At 71.4% G+C, this 17,717-nt stretch carries 15 protein-coding genes, 1 other RNA gene and 4 pseudogenes; 11 read left to right on the forward strand and 9 right to left on the reverse strand.

Annotated elements, in window-relative coordinates; genetic code table 11:
- Window positions 1-196: 196 nt before the first annotated feature.
- Window positions 197-1,378, reverse strand: coding sequence for a D-alanyl-D-alanine carboxypeptidase family protein (locus OG485_RS14625; RefSeq protein WP_328668755.1), 1,182 nt, complete (start codon window positions 1,376-1,378; stop codon window positions 197-199).
- 357 nt (window positions 1,379-1,735) lie between these two features.
- On the opposite strand from OG485_RS14625, the gene OG485_RS14630 reads away from it, so the two are divergent.
- Window positions 1,736-3,196, forward strand: coding sequence for an ABC transporter permease (locus OG485_RS14630; protein WP_328668756.1), 1,461 nt, complete (start codon window positions 1,736-1,738; stop codon window positions 3,194-3,196).
- A gap of 92 nt (window positions 3,197-3,288) precedes the next feature.
- Window positions 3,289-4,092, forward strand: a complete 804-nt coding sequence (locus OG485_RS14635) for an ABC transporter ATP-binding protein (RefSeq protein ID WP_443048696.1) — start codon at window positions 3,289-3,291, stop codon at window positions 4,090-4,092.
- 225 nt (window positions 4,093-4,317) lie between these two features.
- Here OG485_RS14635 and OG485_RS14640 read toward each other — a convergent pair whose 3' ends face one another.
- Entirely contained in the window at window positions 4,318-4,644 is a 327-nt protein-coding gene (locus tag OG485_RS14640; protein WP_328668757.1) for a nuclear transport factor 2 family protein, read from the reverse strand.
- A 132-nt stretch (window positions 4,645-4,776) separates the two neighbouring features.
- On the opposite strand from OG485_RS14640, the gene OG485_RS14645 reads away from it, so the two are divergent.
- The 5 genes and pseudogenes from OG485_RS14645 to OG485_RS14665 form a co-directional block, all read left to right on the forward strand.
- Window positions 4,777-5,322, forward strand: coding sequence for a DoxX family protein (locus OG485_RS14645; protein WP_328668758.1), 546 nt, complete (start codon window positions 4,777-4,779; stop codon window positions 5,320-5,322).
- Window positions 5,323-5,507: 185 nt separating this feature from the next.
- Window positions 5,508-6,902, forward strand: coding sequence for a hypothetical protein (locus OG485_RS14650; RefSeq protein WP_443048697.1), 1,395 nt, complete (start codon window positions 5,508-5,510; stop codon window positions 6,900-6,902).
- On the forward strand, window positions 6,860-7,219 hold the full coding sequence (locus OG485_RS14655; protein WP_328668759.1) for a hypothetical protein: 360 nt from the start codon (window positions 6,860-6,862) through the stop codon (window positions 7,217-7,219). The genes OG485_RS14650 and OG485_RS14655 overlap by 43 nt, the downstream gene beginning before the upstream one ends.
- A complete protein-coding gene (locus tag OG485_RS14660) occupies window positions 7,216-7,797 on the forward strand; it encodes a DDE-type integrase/transposase/recombinase (RefSeq protein WP_328668760.1) in 582 nt (193 codons plus the stop codon). The genes OG485_RS14655 and OG485_RS14660 overlap by 4 nt, the downstream gene beginning before the upstream one ends.
- A gap of 191 nt (window positions 7,798-7,988) precedes the next feature.
- Window positions 7,989-8,141, forward strand: a pseudogene (locus OG485_RS14665) (IS110 family transposase); the annotation flags it as partial.
- A gap of 37 nt (window positions 8,142-8,178) precedes the next feature.
- Here OG485_RS14665 and OG485_RS14670 read toward each other — a convergent pair.
- Window positions 8,179-9,039, reverse strand: coding sequence for a hypothetical protein (locus OG485_RS14670; RefSeq protein WP_328668761.1), 861 nt, complete (start codon window positions 9,037-9,039; stop codon window positions 8,179-8,181).
- Window positions 9,040-9,240: 201 nt separating this feature from the next.
- A pseudogene (locus OG485_RS14675) lies at window positions 9,241-9,680 on the reverse strand (Scr1 family TA system antitoxin-like transcriptional regulator); the annotation flags it as partial.
- Window positions 9,681-9,915: 235 nt separating this feature from the next.
- On the opposite strand from OG485_RS14675, the pseudogene OG485_RS14680 reads away from it, so the two are divergent.
- Together OG485_RS14680 and OG485_RS14685 are read left to right on the forward strand one after the other, a co-directional pair.
- Window positions 9,916-10,143 (forward strand): annotated as a pseudogene (locus OG485_RS14680) (ATP-binding protein); the annotation flags it as partial.
- A 25-nt stretch (window positions 10,144-10,168) separates the two neighbouring features.
- Entirely contained in the window at window positions 10,169-10,474 is a 306-nt protein-coding gene (locus OG485_RS14685) for a hypothetical protein (RefSeq protein ID WP_328674447.1), read from the forward strand.
- Window positions 10,475-10,561: 87 nt separating this feature from the next.
- On the opposite strand, the gene rnpB is transcribed toward OG485_RS14685, so the two are convergent.
- The 4 genes and pseudogenes from rnpB to OG485_RS14705 form a co-directional block, all read right to left on the reverse strand.
- An RNA gene (gene rnpB / locus OG485_RS14690) (RNase P RNA component class A) lies at window positions 10,562-10,975 on the reverse strand.
- A 70-nt stretch (window positions 10,976-11,045) separates the two neighbouring features.
- Window positions 11,046-11,873, reverse strand: a pseudogene (locus OG485_RS44015) (DMT family transporter); the annotation flags it as partial.
- Window positions 11,874-11,954: 81 nt separating this feature from the next.
- Window positions 11,955-12,833 carry an AraC family transcriptional regulator gene (locus OG485_RS14700; RefSeq protein ID WP_328668763.1) on the reverse strand — a complete coding sequence of 293 codons (879 nt, stop codon included), beginning with the start codon at window positions 12,831-12,833 and terminating at the stop codon, window positions 11,955-11,957.
- Window positions 12,834-12,936: 103 nt separating this feature from the next.
- Entirely contained in the window at window positions 12,937-14,370 is a 1,434-nt protein-coding gene (locus tag OG485_RS14705) for an RNB domain-containing ribonuclease (RefSeq protein ID WP_328668764.1), read from the reverse strand.
- 467 nt (window positions 14,371-14,837) lie between these two features.
- Between OG485_RS14705 and yaaA the strand changes: the two genes are divergently transcribed.
- Window positions 14,838-15,638, forward strand: a complete 801-nt coding sequence (yaaA, locus tag OG485_RS14710; RefSeq protein ID WP_328668765.1) for a peroxide stress protein YaaA — start codon at window positions 14,838-14,840, stop codon at window positions 15,636-15,638.
- Window positions 15,639-15,835: 197 nt separating this feature from the next.
- Window positions 15,836-16,480, forward strand: a complete 645-nt coding sequence (gene eda, locus OG485_RS14715; RefSeq protein ID WP_328668766.1) for a bifunctional 4-hydroxy-2-oxoglutarate aldolase/2-dehydro-3-deoxy-phosphogluconate aldolase — start codon at window positions 15,836-15,838, stop codon at window positions 16,478-16,480.
- A 95-nt stretch (window positions 16,481-16,575) separates the two neighbouring features.
- Here eda and OG485_RS14720 read toward each other — a convergent pair whose 3' ends face one another.
- Window positions 16,576-17,631 (reverse strand): zinc-dependent alcohol dehydrogenase family protein, encoded by a 1,056-nt coding sequence (locus OG485_RS14720; RefSeq protein WP_328668767.1) that lies wholly within the window; start codon window positions 17,629-17,631, stop codon window positions 16,576-16,578.
- Window positions 17,632-17,717: the final 86 nt, after the last annotated feature.

A 17,717-nucleotide genomic window follows, 5' to 3' on the forward strand; every position in this document is an offset into this window, starting at 1 on the left:
CCGGACCATATAAGCCGTTGGTGCGCTTATGCTCATCATCTCCCCCATCAGGGCTTCACAGTTGGAGCACACGACTTCGGTACGACCACGGTCCACTCCGAGGGGGAGGTGGCAGTCACTCCGCGGCCCGGGCGGGGGCCCGCCTCGCGCGGGACCGCGAGGCGTGCACCGGACCGCGGAGCGGCTGCCCCCGTCATCAGCCCTGACCGCCGCCTTCCGCCTCGGCCGGTTCCCCGGCGGACCGGCGCCTGCGGTTGCGCAGCGCGAACGCGCCGCCCGCGAGGAGTGCCAGCGCCGCCCCGGCCCCGCCGACCAGTCCCCACGGCGCGCCGTCTCCCTCCCCGGCGGCCGCCGGAGCCGGAGCGCCCGCCGCCGCCTTCGCCGCCTTCCGCGTGGGCTTCGCACTCGCGCCGCCCTCGCTGAGCGGACCGACCAGCGTGCCGACCGGCTCGGCGTCCGCACCCTTCCCGAAACCCCAGTCGAGAAGCCGGGCCGTCTCCTCGTAGACCCCGTTGCCGCCGCTCTTGGGGTGCATCACCGTGACGAGCAGGGTCCGTCCGTCGCGGGTCGCCGCGCCGGTGAAGGTGTTGCCGGCATGGCTCGTGTAGCCGTTCTTCACGCCTATCAGGCCCTCGTACGGCTTCATGCCCCAGGCGCCCGTCAGCAGGCGGTCGGTGTTCTGGATCTGGAAGGTCTTCTTGCCGCCGGCCGGGAAGTCCGCGGTCCTGGTCGAGCAGTAGCCGCGGAAATCGGCGTCCGCGAGACCGTGCCGGGCGAAGAGCGTCAGGTCGTACGCGGACGACAGCTGGCCCGGGTGGTCGAAGCCGTCGGGGCTGACCACATGGGTGTCCAGGGCCTGAAGGTCCTTCGCGAGCGCCTGCATCTCGGCGACCGTGGCCTCGATGCCGCCGTTCATGTGGCTGAGCACGTGCACCGCGTCGTTGCCGGAGCGCAGGAACACGCCCTGCCACAACTGATCGACGGTGTACGTGATGCCGGGCTTGACGCCGACGAGGCTGGACCCGGAGGGGACGTCGGCGAGGTCGGCGTCGACCACCTTGTACGTCCGCGTGCGCTCGAACTTCTTCAGCACGGCGTCCGCGAACAGCATCTTCAGGGTGGAGGCGGGCGCGAGACGCCGGTGCGCGTTGTACGAGGCGAGCACCTCGCCGCTGGTGTGGTCGGCGACCAGCCAGGAGCGGGCGGTGAGGTGCTCGGGCAGCCCCGACGCGCCGCTCGTCTGGATCCCGGCACGGGCCAGCCTCGCACCGCCGATCGTCGTCGTGGCGTACGCGGTCGTGGCCGTCGCGGCGGCGAGGGGGACGGCGGCGGCGAGGCCCAGAGCGGCACGGCGGGAGAGCCCGGAAGAATCACGCATCCCGGGACCGTACAAAGTCCGTCCGCGAAGCCTGACAGCGGGGTGACCAAGAGAAGGAACGCCGATTCCCAAGCGAGCGCAAAACCGTGCGCGCGGAAGCGGGGCCGACCGCCGGAACCGGCCACACGTCCACCGGAAATGCGCCGCGGCGGGCCCGCCCGTCCGCACGCGGAGCCACTCAACAGGGGTTTCCTGGCAATGAGCCCTTGAAAGGCTGAGAAGGGGCTGTCTGACCCAATATTGATTCCGGGGTCCGGATTCTCAGCCCTCACACATCTCTTACTCAGCCCGGCTCAAAGGTTTCTCCATAGTTTTTGGCCGCGCCCACCGGGGCGCCAAGAACCTTTGAGGAACGGGATGTTTGGCATCTATCTCAAGCGTGAGCTGAGCCGGCGCAAGAAGGCGGCGCTGGTGATCGCCATGGGTCTGGCGCTCGGTATCGCGCTGGTCATCACCGTCAACTCGGTGTCGGCCGGCATGCAGCAGGCCCAGGACAAGGTCCTGAAGTCGCTGTACGGGCTCGGCACGGACATGACGGTCACCAAGGCCCAGTCGGCCCCGACGGGCAACTCGTCGGGCCGCCCGAAGTTCGACTTCGACGCCAAGTCGGACAGCAGCAAGACACAGAGCTCGGACCGGGTGATGACCCAGGGAGGACAGTCCCTGAAGTCCTCGCTCGTCACCGAGGTCGCCGCGCAGAAGGGCGTGGCGAGCGCGGTGGGCGCGCTGAGCCTGAACGTCACCAAGGTCGACGGCTCCTTCACCCAGGGCAAGGCGAAGTCCACCACCTCGGGCTCCGGCCAGCAGGGCGGGCCCGGCGGCCAGAGCGGCAGCACCGGCGCGCCGCAGGTGCAGGGCGGCGGCGCCTCCTTCGACGTGAACTCCTACTCCGTCGCGGGCGTCGACGTGACCCAGCAGGACCTCGGCCCGCTGGCCACCTCGAAGATCACCACGGGCAGGACGTTCACGGCCGCGCAGACCTCCGCGAAGGTCGCGGTGCTCAGCAAGTCGTACGCCAAGGAGAACAAGTACAAGGTCGGCTCGACCTTCAAGATCTCCGGTACCAAGTACAAGGTCATCGGCATCGCGACGCCCGACAGCAGCGAGTCGACCACCGACGTCTACGTGCCGCTGAAGCAGGCCCAGACGCTCGGCGACGCCAAGAACAAGGTCACCACGATCTACGTCAAGGCGACCGACTCGAAGCAGATCTCCACGGTCAAGACGACCATCCAGAAGAACATCTCCGGGACGACCGTCACCACCTCCGCCGACCTCGCGGACACCGTCTCCGGCTCGCTGTCCACCGCCTCGAACCTCGCCACGAGCGTCGGCAAGTGGCTGTCCATCGCGGTCCTGGTCGCCGCGTTCCTGGTCGCGGCGCTGCTCACCTCCTCCGCCGTCTCCCGCCGGGTGCGCGAGTTCGGCACCCTGAAGGCGCTCGGCTGGCCCTCCCGCAAGGTCACCCGTCAGGTCGTCGGCGAGTCCATCGTGAACGGTCTGCTCGGCGGCGTCCTCGGTATCGCCCTCGGGCTCGGCGCGGCCTACACGGTCACCGCGATCAGCCCGAAGCTGACGGCGGAGCTCGGCTCCACCGGCGGCGGCGGAATGGGCGGCCCCGGCGGCGGCGGTCCCGGCGGGCCGGCGTCCTCCGCGGCCAAGAACACCGTCGACATCGCCCTGTCCGCGCCGGTCTCGCTGACCACCATCGCGCTCGCCGTGGGCCTGGCCGTCACCGGCGGTCTGATCGCCGGCGCGATGGGCGGCTGGCGCGCCTCCCGGATGCGCCCGGCGGACGCGCTCCGCAGCGTCTCGTAACCCGCCCCCGGGCCACACCCCTTGAGCCGGGGCGCCGCGGCCACTCCCCCCGGGCCGCGGCGCCCCCACCCCCTTCATCCTCGGAGAACCTCATGTACAAGCTCACCGGCGTCACCAAGCGCTACACGCGGGGCAAGGAGACGGTCGATGCCCTGCGTGGCGTCGACCTCACCATCGAGGACGGCGACCAGCTCGTCATCCAGGGCCCCACGGGCGGCGGCAAGTCGACGCTGCTCCAGATGATCGGCGGGCTCGACCGGCCGACCTCCGGCAGCGTCGAGCTGGACGGCGTGGACCTCGCCACCATCAGCGAGGCCAAGCTGACCCGGCTGCGGGCCGAGAAGATCGGCATCATCTTCCAGTCGTTCAACCTCATCCCGACGCTGACCGCGCAGGAGAACGTCGAGACCGCTCTCGTCCCCCTCGGGGTCAAGCCCGCCGAGCGGCGCGAGCGGGCCGCCGAGGCGCTTCGCTCGGTCGGCCTCGGGGAACGGCTCACGCACGTCCCGACCGAGCTGTCCGGCGGTCAGCAGCAGCGCGTGGCCATCGCCCGGGCCCTGGTCAAGAAGCCCAAGGTGCTGCTCGCCGACGAGCCGACCGGCAACCTCGACGAGGGCACCCGCGACGACATCATGGGCCTGCTCGAAGGGCTGTGGCACGAGTACGGGCTGACCTTCATCATGGTGACCCACGACTCGTCCATCGCCCGCCGCGCGCCGCGCCTCGCGACCATCAAGGCCGGGCAGATCAGCCTGACCGAGCAGGCCGGGGCCCGCCGGGCCGTCCCCGGAGGGGCCGACCACCTTCAGCTCTCCGGACAGGGGCAGTACGCGCAGCAGCCGTACGCGCCCGGGCAGTTGACGCCGGAGCAGTACGGCGCGGCCCAGGGCTACTGAGTTCCACGGCGGCCCCGCCGCCCGCAGACGCCCCGTGTCGCCTCCCGCGCCTTCCGGGGCACCCGGGCCGCTCACCGTCCGACCACGCCGTCGGCCTCGGTCGACCGCGTGCTCGGTGAGCGGCCCTTCGGCGACCGCCCGGGAGCCGGAGCGCACCCGGACAAGGCGCGGGGCGGGGCGGGGCGACGGGCGGGAGCGATGGCGGGAGCGACGGGCGACGGGCGCTCAGGCCTGGCCGGTCTCGAAGCGGCTGATCCTGCCGCCGTCGTCGACGGTGAAGCTCCACCTGGTCTTCATCTCGCCCCAGGTGTCGTTGCGGTACCGCACGAGGAGGGAACGCCCCTCGGCGGACTCGTTGTCGACGTCCATATGGCCGCGCGAGGAGAAGATCTCCCGGTCGGTCCAGTCCCCGAGATCACGGTCGGAGCCGTCGTCCGACATGGTGGCGCCCGGCGCGAGAAGCGCCGCGAAGGCGTCCCGGTCATGGGCGTTCACCGCGGTGACGAAGGCCCGGACCGCCGGGTCGCTGAGGCGCGTTACCTGAATGGTCATGGGAGTCACCCTCACACCGGCTCCCCGCACCCGCCACCCGAACGGCGGCGCGCGCCCGTCGCCCCCGTTCGATCGGTGCGACGGTGGTCACCCGGGAGGAAACCGTTGCCGCCGTCTGGACTGGGAGTCACCGTGACCTGTATCGACCGGCGTGATCTGGGACTGCTGCTGCTCCGTCTGAGCACGGGCGGCGTCCTGGCCGCGCACGGAGCGCAGAAGCTGTTCGGCTGGTTCGGCGGCGGCGGTATCGAGGGCACCGGACAGGCCATGGAGGCCATGGGGTACGCGCCCGGGAAGGCGAGCGCCACGGCCGCCGGCCTCGCGGAGGCCGGCGGCGGCACTCTGCTGGCGCTGGGCCTCGCCACGCCCGCGGCCGGTGCGGCGGCGGCCGGCGCGATGGCGGGCGCGGCGGCCGTGCACGTACCGAACGGGTTCTTCGCGCAGAGCGGTGGCTACGAGTACACGGCCTCGCTCGGCCTGGCGGCGGCGGGGCTCGCGGTGACGGGTCCGGGCCGGCTGTCCCTGGACCATCTGATGGGCCACACGGTGAACCGCGGCTGGATGGTGCCGATCGCGCTGGGCACGACGGCCGCGGTCACCGCGGTCGTCGTGGGCGTCCGGAACAAGCGGGTGCGCGCGGCGCGGGAGGGCATGCAGGAAGCCCTGTTCGACGAGTAGGAGCGTCCCCGCGGCCTTGGGGATGCTCACCCCCAACACCCTTGCAGGGAGCGGGATTTCGCCGGCCTGACCGGTAACGCCCGCGGTGACCTGCACTGTTCACTCCGGGGACAGGTTCACGCGGCCTGACGTTGGCGGGCGCGGCTCAGCCTTCTCGTCGACGCAGAGCCGACGAAAGGGTCCCCGTGCAGGACTACGTTTTCCCCTCGGGCCGCAGGACCGCCGCGGTGATCGGCGCCGTGCTGACACTCACGGCCGTGGGGCTGGGAAGCCAGGCGCAGGCGGCGAGTTACGGCACGCCGAGCCTGTCGCTGTCGGCCTCGTATCTGTCGGGCGCGGTGGGCGCCACCGGCGATCCGGCCGTGACCGTGACCGTCGCGCAGAGCGGGGCCGACGCCGCCGCGCTCACCGTCACGGTCACCAAGAGCACCAGGACCGCGGTGGCGACCACGGCGGACGCCACCGTCACGGGCACGGGCGCCACCCGCAAGGTCGCCGTCGCCGCGCGCGGCCAGGGCTACACCGACCTCACCGTCCAGGTGACCGGCGTGGACGGCAGGACGGTCACCAAGACGCTGCACTACGCCGCGTCGGCCGCCGTCCAGGGCGCCGCCGGCACCCGGTACTTCACCGGTTCCAGCGACGCCTCGGCGGCCGTCGACATGGGCGGCGGCTATGTGGTCGTCGCGGACGACGAGTCCAACGTCCTGCGTCTGTACGACCGTTCGGCGTCGGGCGCTCCGGTCAAGACCTGGGACTTCTCCTCGAACATCGGCGCCTCCAAGGAGGTCGACATCGAGGCCGCCACCCGCGTCGGCAACACGATCTACTGGACGGGCTCGCTCGGCAACAACAAGGACGGCGAGTACAAGTCGGACCGCAACACGGTCTTCACCACGACGGTGACCGGCTCCGGCGCCTCGACCGCGCTGGCGTACGGCCGTTCGTACAAGAAGCTGCGGGACAACCTCGTCGCCTGGGACAAGGCGAACGGCAACCGCTACGGCTTCGCGGCGGGCACCGCCACCGGCCAGGTGCCCAAGCAGATCGACGGGTTCAACGTGGAGGGCCTGGAGTTCGCGCCGGGCTCGACGACCACGGCCTACGTCGGCTTCCGCGCCCCGCTCGCCCCGGCGGTGACCGGCGGCAAGGCCCTGATCGTGCCGGTCACCAACTTCGACAAGGTACTGAGCAGCGGCTCCGCGGCCGCGTTCGGCACGCCGATCGAACTCGACCTCGGTGGTCTGTCGATCCGCGACATCCGCAAGAACGCGTCGAACCAGTATCTGATCGTGGCCGGTTCCTGGGCCGCGGACGACAACTCCGACCCGTACGCCCTCTACTCCTGGGACGGCGTCGCGGCGCACGCGCCGGTCAAGCGGCTCGACCTGCCGACCTCTGACCCCGGCGGCTGGGAGGCGATCGCCGACGTCCCCGACCTCACGGTGTCCGGTGCCCGCGCCCAGCTGATCACCGACGACGGCTCCGCCGATCTGTACGCCGACGGCACGGAGGCCAAGGACCTGACCCACGACGAGTGGAAGAAGTCCCGGGCCACCTGGTTCACGGTCACGAACTGAGCCTGCGGAGGCTGGGCTCGGCCCGCCCGGCACGGAGTTCACCCTGTGAGGGGCCGGCAGCTCGCTGCCGGCCCCTCACGCGTCAACTCGGAGCACTGCGCGAAGAAAATCCCGGAATCGAGGCGCTGAGCGGCCGAGCGGCACGACGTGCGGCCGTCGCCTCGGCCACCGGCTCCATCGAGGCCGAGGGGCTCCATGCCTCCAATGCCTCCGACCGCGACACCGAGGCGTACGTGAAGGGCGACCTCGACGCGGACACCCTTGTCGCCCGCGCGATCGCCCGCCACCGACAGACGTCGGAGCGGCGGGCAGGGTGAACGATCCGTACGCCATGCCCAACGGCGTGCTGCGCAACAAGCTCGGTATCACCGACCATCAGCTGCTCGTGCAACAGAGGCGGATATCACCCGGGCGCGCCTCGTCATGCTCGTCGTACGCCCCCTACCCGGCGCGTACGACAGCGTTCCGGCAGATCTTCGAGGAACTCCGGCGGCACCTACTGTTCTCCGAAGGTCTGGCTCCTCCTGATCCGCGCCGGCTGGCGCGTCTCGGTGAACACCGTCGCGCGTCTCATGGCCGAACTCGACCCGGTCGGACGGAAGATCCGCCGACGGGGCGGGCCGACCCGCCCCGTCAAACGGCCCGCGTTCGCAACCTTGTCCGCCGCGACTTCACCGCCGACACTCCGGACCAGGTGTGGTGCGGCGACATGACAGAGACCGCCACCGGTGAGGGCAAGCTGTATCCGGCCACCGTCATCGACCTGTTCTCGCGCCGTCTGCTCGGCTACGCAATGAGTGCACGTCGCGACGCAGAACCCGTCGTGGCGTCCTTGAACATGGCCGCGGCCACCCGTGACGGCAATCAAAGGCGTCATCTTCCGCAGCGACAGTGAGTATGTGAAGTACCGGATGTCCCGGGCTTCTTGACCCGCACAGCGATGGACGCGCCAGGATGCCGGTACCGGGATGCTCTCGCGGCCTCCCGACCCGCACTCCGATCGACGGCGCTGTCCTTCCTCGGACTTGTCGGTGGCCCGGGAGAGGAGGCCGGCATGGCCAGCATTCCACCGTCTCCCGCGTCGTCATCGGCGGCGTGGACACCCACAAGGACCTGCACGTCGCTGCCGTGATCGACACCGACGACCACGTCCTGGGCACCGAAACGTTCTCCACGACCCGGGCCGGCTACCGCGCGCTGCTTGCCTGGATGCGCGCCTTCGGCGACACCCGCCGCATCAGCCACCCCTTCGGAATTCAGGAGTGCGCTCGCGGTGTCAAGACCGAGGTTCCTCCAGCTTGACGGCAGCGGCGTCCGCGCCGCGCTGTTCAGCGTGTGCTGTGGCGAAAGGTCCGTGGTCTTCCACGACTTCCCCATCCACGACTCGGTGCGACGGTTTCGTCAGCTCCAAGCTGGAGAGGTGACTCTTGAGCCTCCGTGCCATCGGAAGGTAGGTGGCAAGAGTGAGCCCGCCGGAAACGACGGCCCCGACGAGGGGGATGGCCTTCGAGACGGTCTTCGCGAAGGACTGCTTTGTCATCTGGACGCCGAGGTAAGCCGCGACCTTTTTCACTATCGGGTAGATGACACCCTGGGTGAGTGCCTTCTGGGGCAACTTCTTGGCGACCTGCTTCGACATCATCCCGGCGACCTTCCCCACAGCGGCGTTCGCCGACTGGGTGCCGAACATCACGCCGAAGAACAGCGTGAGCACCCCCATGGTCGCGTCATCGAGGTCGTCGCCGTCGTCGGAGAACAGATCGGGCCAGCTGTAGAGGTACGCGAGTTTCTGCGCGATACGCAGCATGTGGCCGAAGTACTGGGCCATGTCTGCGGGCACAGTGGCGGGAAGGGCGATGATGCCGGGTATCCCGGCGGCGGCGGAGAGAGCGCTGACCTTGCCGGTTTCGTAGCGGATGGAGTCGTTGGCAACTTTGCCGAGAACCTCGACAGTGATGCCCGCCGCAGCGGGGGTCTCTTCTATCGCTCTTCGGATGTCCTCCTCGGAGCAGTGGCGAGCCAGCGCGCTTCGGAGGTACGCCTCCCTGTTGATACGCACACCCGGAAGCTTCGCTGCGCCCACCAGCACCGCGGAGAAGCGCGACTCGGGGTTCTCGATAGCTTTGCCCTGTTTCACAGCAGGAACCTACAGTAGGCCCGCGCTCCAAGGGCCGGACTGTGTCAACTCCGTTGACGCCTCGTCATGCGAGCGACGGTGGCGTGCGGGCCGGGTCCCTCACGATGTCGATCGTCCCCCGGGAAGGCGACCGCCTCACGAACCGAGCTTCTCTGGGCGGACGTTGATCGCCATGGCAGCCAGCGTCGGCGCGGCACCCGGCAACCAAGGCGCCGGGCCTCGGGAGGAGATCTCCTGCCGTGCCGGTCGAGCGGCCAACCGCTGCTCGATGACCTCGTCATCCAACTGCGGTCGTCACATGGCGAACACCGCCCGCGCGTACGCCTCGGTCCGCAAGAGTCCTGGCACAGCCTGGGGGCGTACACGTGCAGTACAACCGCCTCGGCCGCCAACTTGGCCGCGCCCCGAAAGAACGCCGGATACTGAGCCCGAGTCACCTCCTCCTTGCTCGCGCTCAACACCTCACCCGCTTGCAGCACTTCATCGGCCCGGTCGATGAACTTCGGCGGCGGAATACGTCTTGCCTGCTCGAACGACGCGATCGTCGGGGCCGAGTACCCGGTCAGCGACCCGAGCCTCGCGCGGTCCATCCCCGCCCGCTCCCGGAACAGCTTCAACTGCCGCCCGAACACACACCGCATGCCCGTTCCGACCTCGTACTCCGGCTGCTGAACCTCGTCTCCACGCCGCAGCTCTTCTCGTACAACCGCCCAGTCAGCCAACTCTGGGCCCGGGAACCGGTCACGCCCAACACCACGTACAAGCGCACGGCCCGCGTGTACAGCCCGTACCCGTCGGCGCATCGCTCCTGGTCAACGCTACGCAGAGTCCGCGACCGTTGACCCTATGAAGTCAGCGACTCCCCCGAACGGGCATATGCCACAGCACCTCGCACCCGAACGCGAGTTCACCATGCGCTTCACCTCAACCCCACGCGGTGCCCGCCTTGCCCGCCGACTCGTCTCGCACCGCCTGAACGGCTGGGGCCACCCCTACACGACCCCGGTCAACGAGACGCTCACCCTCATCACGGCGGAACTCACCGCCAACGCCGTACGCCACGGTCACGTCCCCGACCGTGACTTCCACCACCAACTCGCCCTGGCATCTGATTCCTGAGGCACCCCGCGTGATCGGGCGATGGAACGGGCACATCCGGGAGTTCTACGGCTTCGCGGTGAACCTCGCCGAGGCACAGCGCATCCTGTACCCCGACAACAAGGTCGCCCCAGCCTCGGGGGCGGCGCCGAAGCTCGGTCCCGGAACCGGCAGGGCACCGGAAGCCTCAGGCCCCGCGACAGTCCCGGCACCGAGCTTCATCCGGAACCCAGAAAGATCCCTGGCCGGGCAAGCAGCTGCCGGGGCTCCCGACCCGCCGACGCCACGAGGCATGGCTACCTTCTTGGCTGCGTACGTAGCCGCACGGGCCTGTTGAACCGGTGCGGACCAGGGTCCAGCGAGACCCGCCCATACACGGAAAAGCCTCTGACCTGCGTTTCTACTGGTCAGAGGCCCTGAGCGGCAGACGAGTCGGGCTGTACGCCGGGTTCTGTCGCCCGGTCGCCTCGCGGCGGCCGGGGAGACGGCCATCCATCTAGGGCCGGCGTTGCCGCCGGCCTCGTGCGGTCTACCCGCGAACTCGGGCGAGCAGCCCTCGAACGTTCGCGCAGAGCCGCCTTCCCTTCCGAGAGAGCGGCTCCTCTTGACCTTGCTCCGGGTGGGGTTTACCTAGCCGCCTGAGTCACCTCAGGCGCTGGTGGTCTCTTACACCACCGTTTCACCCTTACCGGGAACCGGAGTTCTCGGCGGTTTACTTTCTGTGGCACTGTCCCGCGGGTCACCCCGGGTGGCCGTTAGCCACCACCCTGCCCTGTGGAGCCCGGACGTTCCTCGGGAAGGTCCACAAGGACCTCCACGCGGCCGTCCGCCCGGCTCGTCTGCCGTGCCGACCATGGTACCGGGCGGGCGGGACGCCGGGGACCGGCGGTCGCCGTGGCCAGGACGGAGCCCGCCAGGATGAGGGCGAAGGCGGCGAGGATCCCGGGAGTCAGGCGTTCGCCCAGGAAGAGGGCGCCCGCCGCGACCGCGACCGCCGGGTTGACGTACGTGATCACCGTCGCCCGGGTCGGGCCCGCCTCCTTGATCAGTTCCAGGAAGGCCACGAAGGCGACGGCCGTGCAGATGACGCCGAGGCCCGCGAGGGAGGCCAGGACGTGTCCGGAAGGTATCGCCTCCGGCCGGGTGAAGGCCGCCGCGGGGGCGTAGACGAGCGCCGCCACCGCCAGGCAGGGGGCCGTCAGATGGAGCGAGGGGACGTCCTTGAGGCGGCGGGCGACGATGAGCGGCGCGGTGGCGTAGCCGACGACCGTCAGCAGCACCTCGACCAGCGACCGGGCGTCGCCGCCGGTCAGATGCGGTGCCGTGAGGACCGCGACTCCGGCCAGGCCGAGGGCGAGGCCCGTGACGCGCCGGGCGCCGAGCCGTTCCGTGTCGCCGAGGAAGCGGGCCGCGGCGACGCCGACGATCGGCACACCGGCGATCAGCAGGCCCGCGGTGGAGCTGGACAGATGGCGTTCGGCGTCCGTGAGGGTCCACCAGGGGACCATGATCTCGATGACCGCGAAGGCCAGCATCGGGCGCCAGTGGGCCCGTACGGTCCCGGTCAGGCCCCCCTGGCGGATCGCGAAGGGGAGCAGCAGCGCGGCTCCGACCGCACAGCGGGTGAACACCACCACCGACGGGGACACCTCGTCCACCGCCACTTTGATCATCAGATAGGGGATGCCCCAGATCACTCCCATCAGGGAGAACAGAAACCAGCCGCGTGCAGTCATGGCTGCAGTCTCGGTCCCAGTCCGGCGGGGCGTCTTGAACGCTGTTGCGCCGCACCGCCGCCGGCGCCGTGACCAGCTGTCCTACGGCGCCGGGAGCACGCTCGCGCGGTACGCGGCCGGCGTCACGCCGAGCACGCGGCGGAACCAGCGGGTCAGATGCGCCTGGTCGGCGAAGCCCACGAGTCCGGCGACCTCGGCGGGGCGCAGTCCGGACTCCAGGAGCCGGCGGGCCCGGTTCACCCGGTGCTGGGCCAGCCAGGCGTACGGCGGTATCCCCGTCGTCGTACGGAAGGCGCGCAGGAGCTGGTAGCGGGACAGGCCGAGGTCCGTGGCGAGGGAGGCGAGGGAGGGCGGCGCCTGGAGCTCGTCGGCCAGGCGGTCCCGTACGGCGTCGGCTATGCGCGCGGCCCCGGGGACCTCGTCGCGGTCCGGACGGGCCGTGGAGTGGCGCCGGGTCAGCGCGGCGAGCAGCCACGGGAGGCGGGACTCGGCCTCCAGCGGGTCCGGGCAGACGCTCAGTTCGGTGTGCGCGGCGCGCAGCGCGGCGGCGAGTTCGGGGTCGTCGAGCAGCGGTTCCCGGAAGTGCGGGACGCCGCCGACGGCGCCCTCGGAGAGCAGGGACGGCTCCGCGTACAGGGCCCGGTAGGCGTAGCCGTCGCAGGCGGCGGGACCGCCGGTGTGCATCTCGCCGGGGGCCAGTACGACGATGGACCCCGGGCCGGTGCGGATGTGGCCGCCGCGGTAGCCGATGAGCTCCGAGCCGCCGACGCTGACGCCGATGGTGAACTCGTCGTGGGTGTGCGGGGCGTAGCGGTGCTGGTCGAAGCGCGCGGTCAGCAGGTCCAGGGGCCGGCCGTCCCGGCCGAGGACGGTCCGGGTCCAGCGGGCCTCCTCCTTCGCGGAGTGCCGCGAGGGCCGGCGCCGTACGGTCCCGGTCGTCGCCTCTCCCCCTCCGGTCATGGCCGTCTCTCTCCCTCGCCGGCGTGGCCGGACGCGCTCGCCGCGTCCGCTCTACGGGGCAACACCCGCGGACCCCGTTTTCATGCCGGAGTCCGTCGCCCGATCAGGCGGGTTCGAACTGCGCCTTCGCGGTTCCGGGGTCCGCCCGGGTGAGCCGGACCCGCAGGTGTTCGCCCAGGGGCAGCCCGGTCGTCCCGCCCGAGATCCGGGCGAAGACCGCCGGGGACTCCAGTTGCACGGTCCCGACCGTGGGGTCGTGCTCCTGTACGTCCACCACGCAGGCCTCGAAGATCTCGCCGACGCGGTCCTTGAGGAGTGCGGCCTCCACGATGTCGACGCACTCGCGCTCGACGGTGCCGGCCCGCCTGCTGCCGTCGGCCATCTCCTTGGGCAGGGCGTCGAGAGCCGCGAGGACCCACTCGGGAGTCGGCAGACCGGCGGCGGCCGCGAGGCAGATCTCCGAGGCGTAGCGGTCGACGAGCCGGCGCAGCGGGGCCGTGCAGTGGGCGTAGGGCGCGGCGACGGCGGCGTGCGCGGTGACCTCGGGCAGCACCCCGTCCCGGAAGACGGTGTATCCGGCGCCGCGCAGCAGGGTCGTGCACTCCTGGAGGAAGGCGGCGTGGTGCGGCCGGTGCGGGTCGAGGGAGCGGACGAGCTGCGCGTACGAGACGTGGTGCGGCCAGTCGATGCGCAGGGCCAGAGCGGTACGGCGCAGCCGTCCGACCGCCCCGTCCGGCGCCGCGGGCAGTGTCCGCAGCACTCCCGTGCCGTGGTCGAGCATCAGCTCGGCCGCCGTCATACCGGCGAGCAGGGAGATCTGCGCGTTCCAGCCGTCGGCGGGCAGCGGGGCCCGGTAGGCGAGTTCGTACGTCCCGTCCTTCTCGACGATCTCCTGCTCGGGCACGTTGAGGGAGATGCCGCCGCGCTCGACCTCCAGGGCCTCGCGCAGGGTGCCGACCTCCTTGAGCAGAGCGAGCGGTTCCTCCGCGGTTCCGTCGTCGATCCGGTGCTGCACGGTCGCGTAGTCCAGCTTGGCGCGGCTGCGGACCAGGGCACGGCGGACGTCGGTGACCTCGGTGCGGCCGTCCGGGCCGAGGTCGATCGTCCACAGGACGGCCGGACAGGTCTGACCCGGGAGCAGGCTCGCGGCGCCCTCGGAGAGGCGGGTCGGATGGAGGGGGACCTTGCCGTCCGGGAAGTAGAGGGTCGTCACGCGCCGGTGCGCCTCGGCGTCCAGGGCTCCGCCGGGCGCCACGAAGGCGGCGACGTCGGCGATGGCGTACTGGACGCGGTAGCCGCCCCGCTCGCGGCGTGACAGGTGCATCGCCTGGTCGAGGTCCTCGGAGGCCGGCGGGTCGATGGTGAAGAGGGGGATGTCCGTCGCGTCGTACGCGGGCAGGCGGGCCGGCCGCCCGGCCTCGGCGAGGACGTCGGCCGGGAAACTCCCGGGGACGCCGAGCTCGGTCCGCAGCGCGCGCAGAGCGGCTCGCAGCGGAGCCTGCGGGGCACCGGTGACGCGGAAGTGACGGCGGGGCATGGGTCGAGCGTAGGCCGGGGCCAACCGTTGAGCACGCGGAGCGGGGCGCCCTCCGGGCGAGGGGACCGGTTCGCGCCGGCCGCGCGGGTGCCGCGCGGCCGGCGCGTGGCGGGGGTCCGGCCGCCGACTTGGGAGGGTCCGGGGATCAAGCAGGGTCCGGGGTTCGGCAGGCCCTGCGGTATCCGGTGGGCCCGCCTGGCAGGGTTCCGCCGGTCCGGCAGGGTTCGGCAGGGTCCGGGGTTCGGCAGGCCCCGCGGTATCCGGTGGGCCCGCCTGGCAGGGTTCCGCCGGTCCGGCAGGGTTCGGCAGGGTCCGGGGTTCGGCAGGCCCCGCGGTATCCGGTGGGCCCGCCTGGCAGGGTTCGGCAGGGTCCGAAGGCCCGGCAGGGACGGGGCCGGACGGGAAGGGGGTCCGGGCGTACGCCGTAGGCTGACGGCGGTCCGTATCCACCGTGAGGAGAACCAACCGTGCTCGTGCTGCTGCCGCCCTCCGAGGGCAAGGCACCCTCCGGCCGGGGAACCGCGCTCAAGCCGGAGTCGTTGTCCCTGCCCGGTCTCGCGGAGGCCCGTCAGGCGGTCCTCGACGAGCTGGTCGAACTGTGCGTGGCCGACGAGGAGAAGGCCCGCGAGGTGCTCGGGCTGAGCGAGGGCCTGCGGGGCGAGATCGCGAAGAACACGGAGCTGAGGACCGCGGGCACGCGCCCGGCCGGGGAGATCTACACGGGGGTCCTGTACGACGCCCTGGACCTGGCCTCGCTGGACACCGCGGCCAAGCGGCGCGCGGGCCGTTCGCTGCTCGTCTTCTCCGGGCTGTGGGGCGCGGTGCGGGTGACCGACCGGATCCCCTCGTACCGCTGCTCGATGGGCGTGAGGCTGCCGGGCCTCGGAGCGCTGGGCGCGCACTGGCGTGCGCCGATGGCCGCCGCGCTCCCCGAAGCCGCCGGCGACGGGCTCGTGCTGGACCTGCGGTCCTCGGCGTACACCGCGACGTGGAAGCCCAAGGGCGAGGTGGCGGGGCGGACGGCGACCGTACGGGTGCTGCACGCACAGCTGGTGGACGGGGTCGAGAAGCGTTCCGTCGTCAGCCACTTCAACAAGGCGACCAAGGGCCGGATCGTCCGCGGCCTGCTCACCGCGAACGCCGCGCCGAAGAACCCGGCGGAGCTGGTGGAGGCGCTGCGGGATCTCGGGTACACGGTGGAGGCGGAAGCCCCGGGCCGGGCGGGCACGCCGTGGGCGCTCGACGTGGTGGTGAGGGAGATCCACTGAGCGTTCGTCCGGCGACCGGCCGTCCGGTGACAGGGGGTCGCCGAGTGGTTGCCCTGGTGACAGGCGTCCGCTGACCGGCCGTCGGTGACAGGGGTTCCCCGAGTGGCCGTCCGGCGTGCGGTGGCTGTCACTTCACGGGCGTTGCAACATGTGCAACGACCTTTGCGCAGGATGAGCACCCCGGGCAGGATGAGGGCATGACGTCGTCATCGCCCCCGTCTCCGCACGCCTCCGTCCTGGATCTCGCGCCCGTCGTCCCCGTCGTCGTGATCGCGGACGCCTCCGACGCGGTGCCGCTGGCGCGGGCGCTCGTCGCCGGCGGCCTGCCCGCGATCGAGGTGACGCTGCGGACCCCGGCGGCACTCGACGCGATCCGGGCCATCGCGGCCGAGGTGCCGGACGCGGTGGTGGGCGCGGGCACGGTCCTGACGCCGGAGCACGTGGCCGGGTCGGTGGCGGCTGGCGCCCGTTTCCTGGTCAGCCCCGGCTGGACGGACGGACTGCTGGACGCGATGAAGGCCTCCGGGGTGCCGTTCCTGCCGGGGGTGTCCACGACCTCCGAGGTGGTGGCGCTGCTGGAACGGGGGGTGCGCGAGATGAAGTTCTTCCCCGCGCAGGCGGCGGGCGGTACGGCCTACTTGAAGTCACTGGCGGGGCCGCTCCCGCAGGCGCGCTTCTGCCCGACGGGGGGCATCGGCCCCGAGTGTGCGCCGGACTACCTCGTGCTCCCCAACGTGGGCTGCGTGGGCGGCAGTTGGATGCTCCCGGCCGACGCGGTCGCCGCGCGGGACTGGCGCCGGGTGGAGGATCTGGCACGGGCGGCGTCGGCACTGCGACGGTAGCCGCGGCCCGCCCCGGCTCACCTCGGACGGCCCGCCCCGCTCAGCTCAAACGGTTCTGCCCCCGCTCGGCTCACAAGGCCTCGCCCCGGCTCAGTTCAGCTCACACGGATGACCACCTTCCCGAAGGCCGCGCCGCTCTCGTAGTACCGGAACGCCTCCCGCACCTCGTCGAAGCCGAGGACGCGGTCCACGACCGGACGGGTCCCGTGCAGTTCCAGGGCCCTGTTCATGGACTCGAAGTGCGCGCGGCTGCCCACGAAGACCCGGCGGATCGTGGCCAGACTCGCCGCGTACGCCGCGTTGGAGATCTCGATTCCGGACCCGCGCCCGTTGCCGGTGATCAGGAGCACGATCTGGCCGTAGAGCGCGGAGGCGCGCACCGACTGCTCGATGGTGTCGGGCCCGTTGGTCTCCACGACGAGGTCGGCGCCGCGACCGCCGGTCAACTCCCTGACCGCGCGCCCCCATTCGGGGTTCTCGGCATAGTCGACGACGTGGTCCGCGCCAAGCGCCTTGAGGCGGTCGCCCTTGGCCTCGCTCGATGTCGTCGCGATCACCTCGGCGCCCAGCATCTTGGCGAACTGCACGACGAAGAGGGACAGCGCCCCGGTGCCGAGGGTGAGTACGGTCTGGCCGGGGGTGAGCGGCTCGCCGCCCGTCAGACAGTGCCAGGCGGTCACCCCGGCGCAGGGCAGACAGGCCGCCTCCTCCCAGGTCAGATGGTCGGGAACGCGTACGGCGGCCTCCTCGCCCAGGCAGGCGTACTCGGTCAGCATGCCGTCGAGGGTGGCGCCCGGCTGGTCGAAGCGGTCCGGGGTGATCCGGCCGTCCAGCCAGTTCGGGAAGTACGTGCCCGCCACCCGGTCGCCCACCGTGAACCGGGTCACCCCCGGCCCCACCGCGACGACCTCCCCCGCTCCGTCGCTCAGCGGGATCACGTCCGGCACGGCCTTCAGGGGATAGGTCCCCCTCAGGATCAGCAGGTCGCGCTTGTTGAGGGAGGCGGCACGGACGCGGACGAGGATCTCGCGGGGCCCCGGCTCCGGGCGGGCCGACTCACGTGACACGATCCCGTCGACGGTGCCGGGCGTTTCGAGGTGGTAGGCACGCATGTCCGCTCCCTGGGTGGGCTCCTGAGTGGTCGCGTCCATGCTGGCGGGAGCCGATGTCCCGCTCAATTCCCGGCGAGGTATGACGAGTGCCGCCGTGCCGCCGCCGCACCCGTGACGTACAACTG

It is taken from the genome of Streptomyces sp. NBC_00328 (assembly GCF_036139655.1).
Classification (GTDB): Bacteria; Actinomycetota; Actinomycetes; order Streptomycetales; family Streptomycetaceae; genus Streptomyces.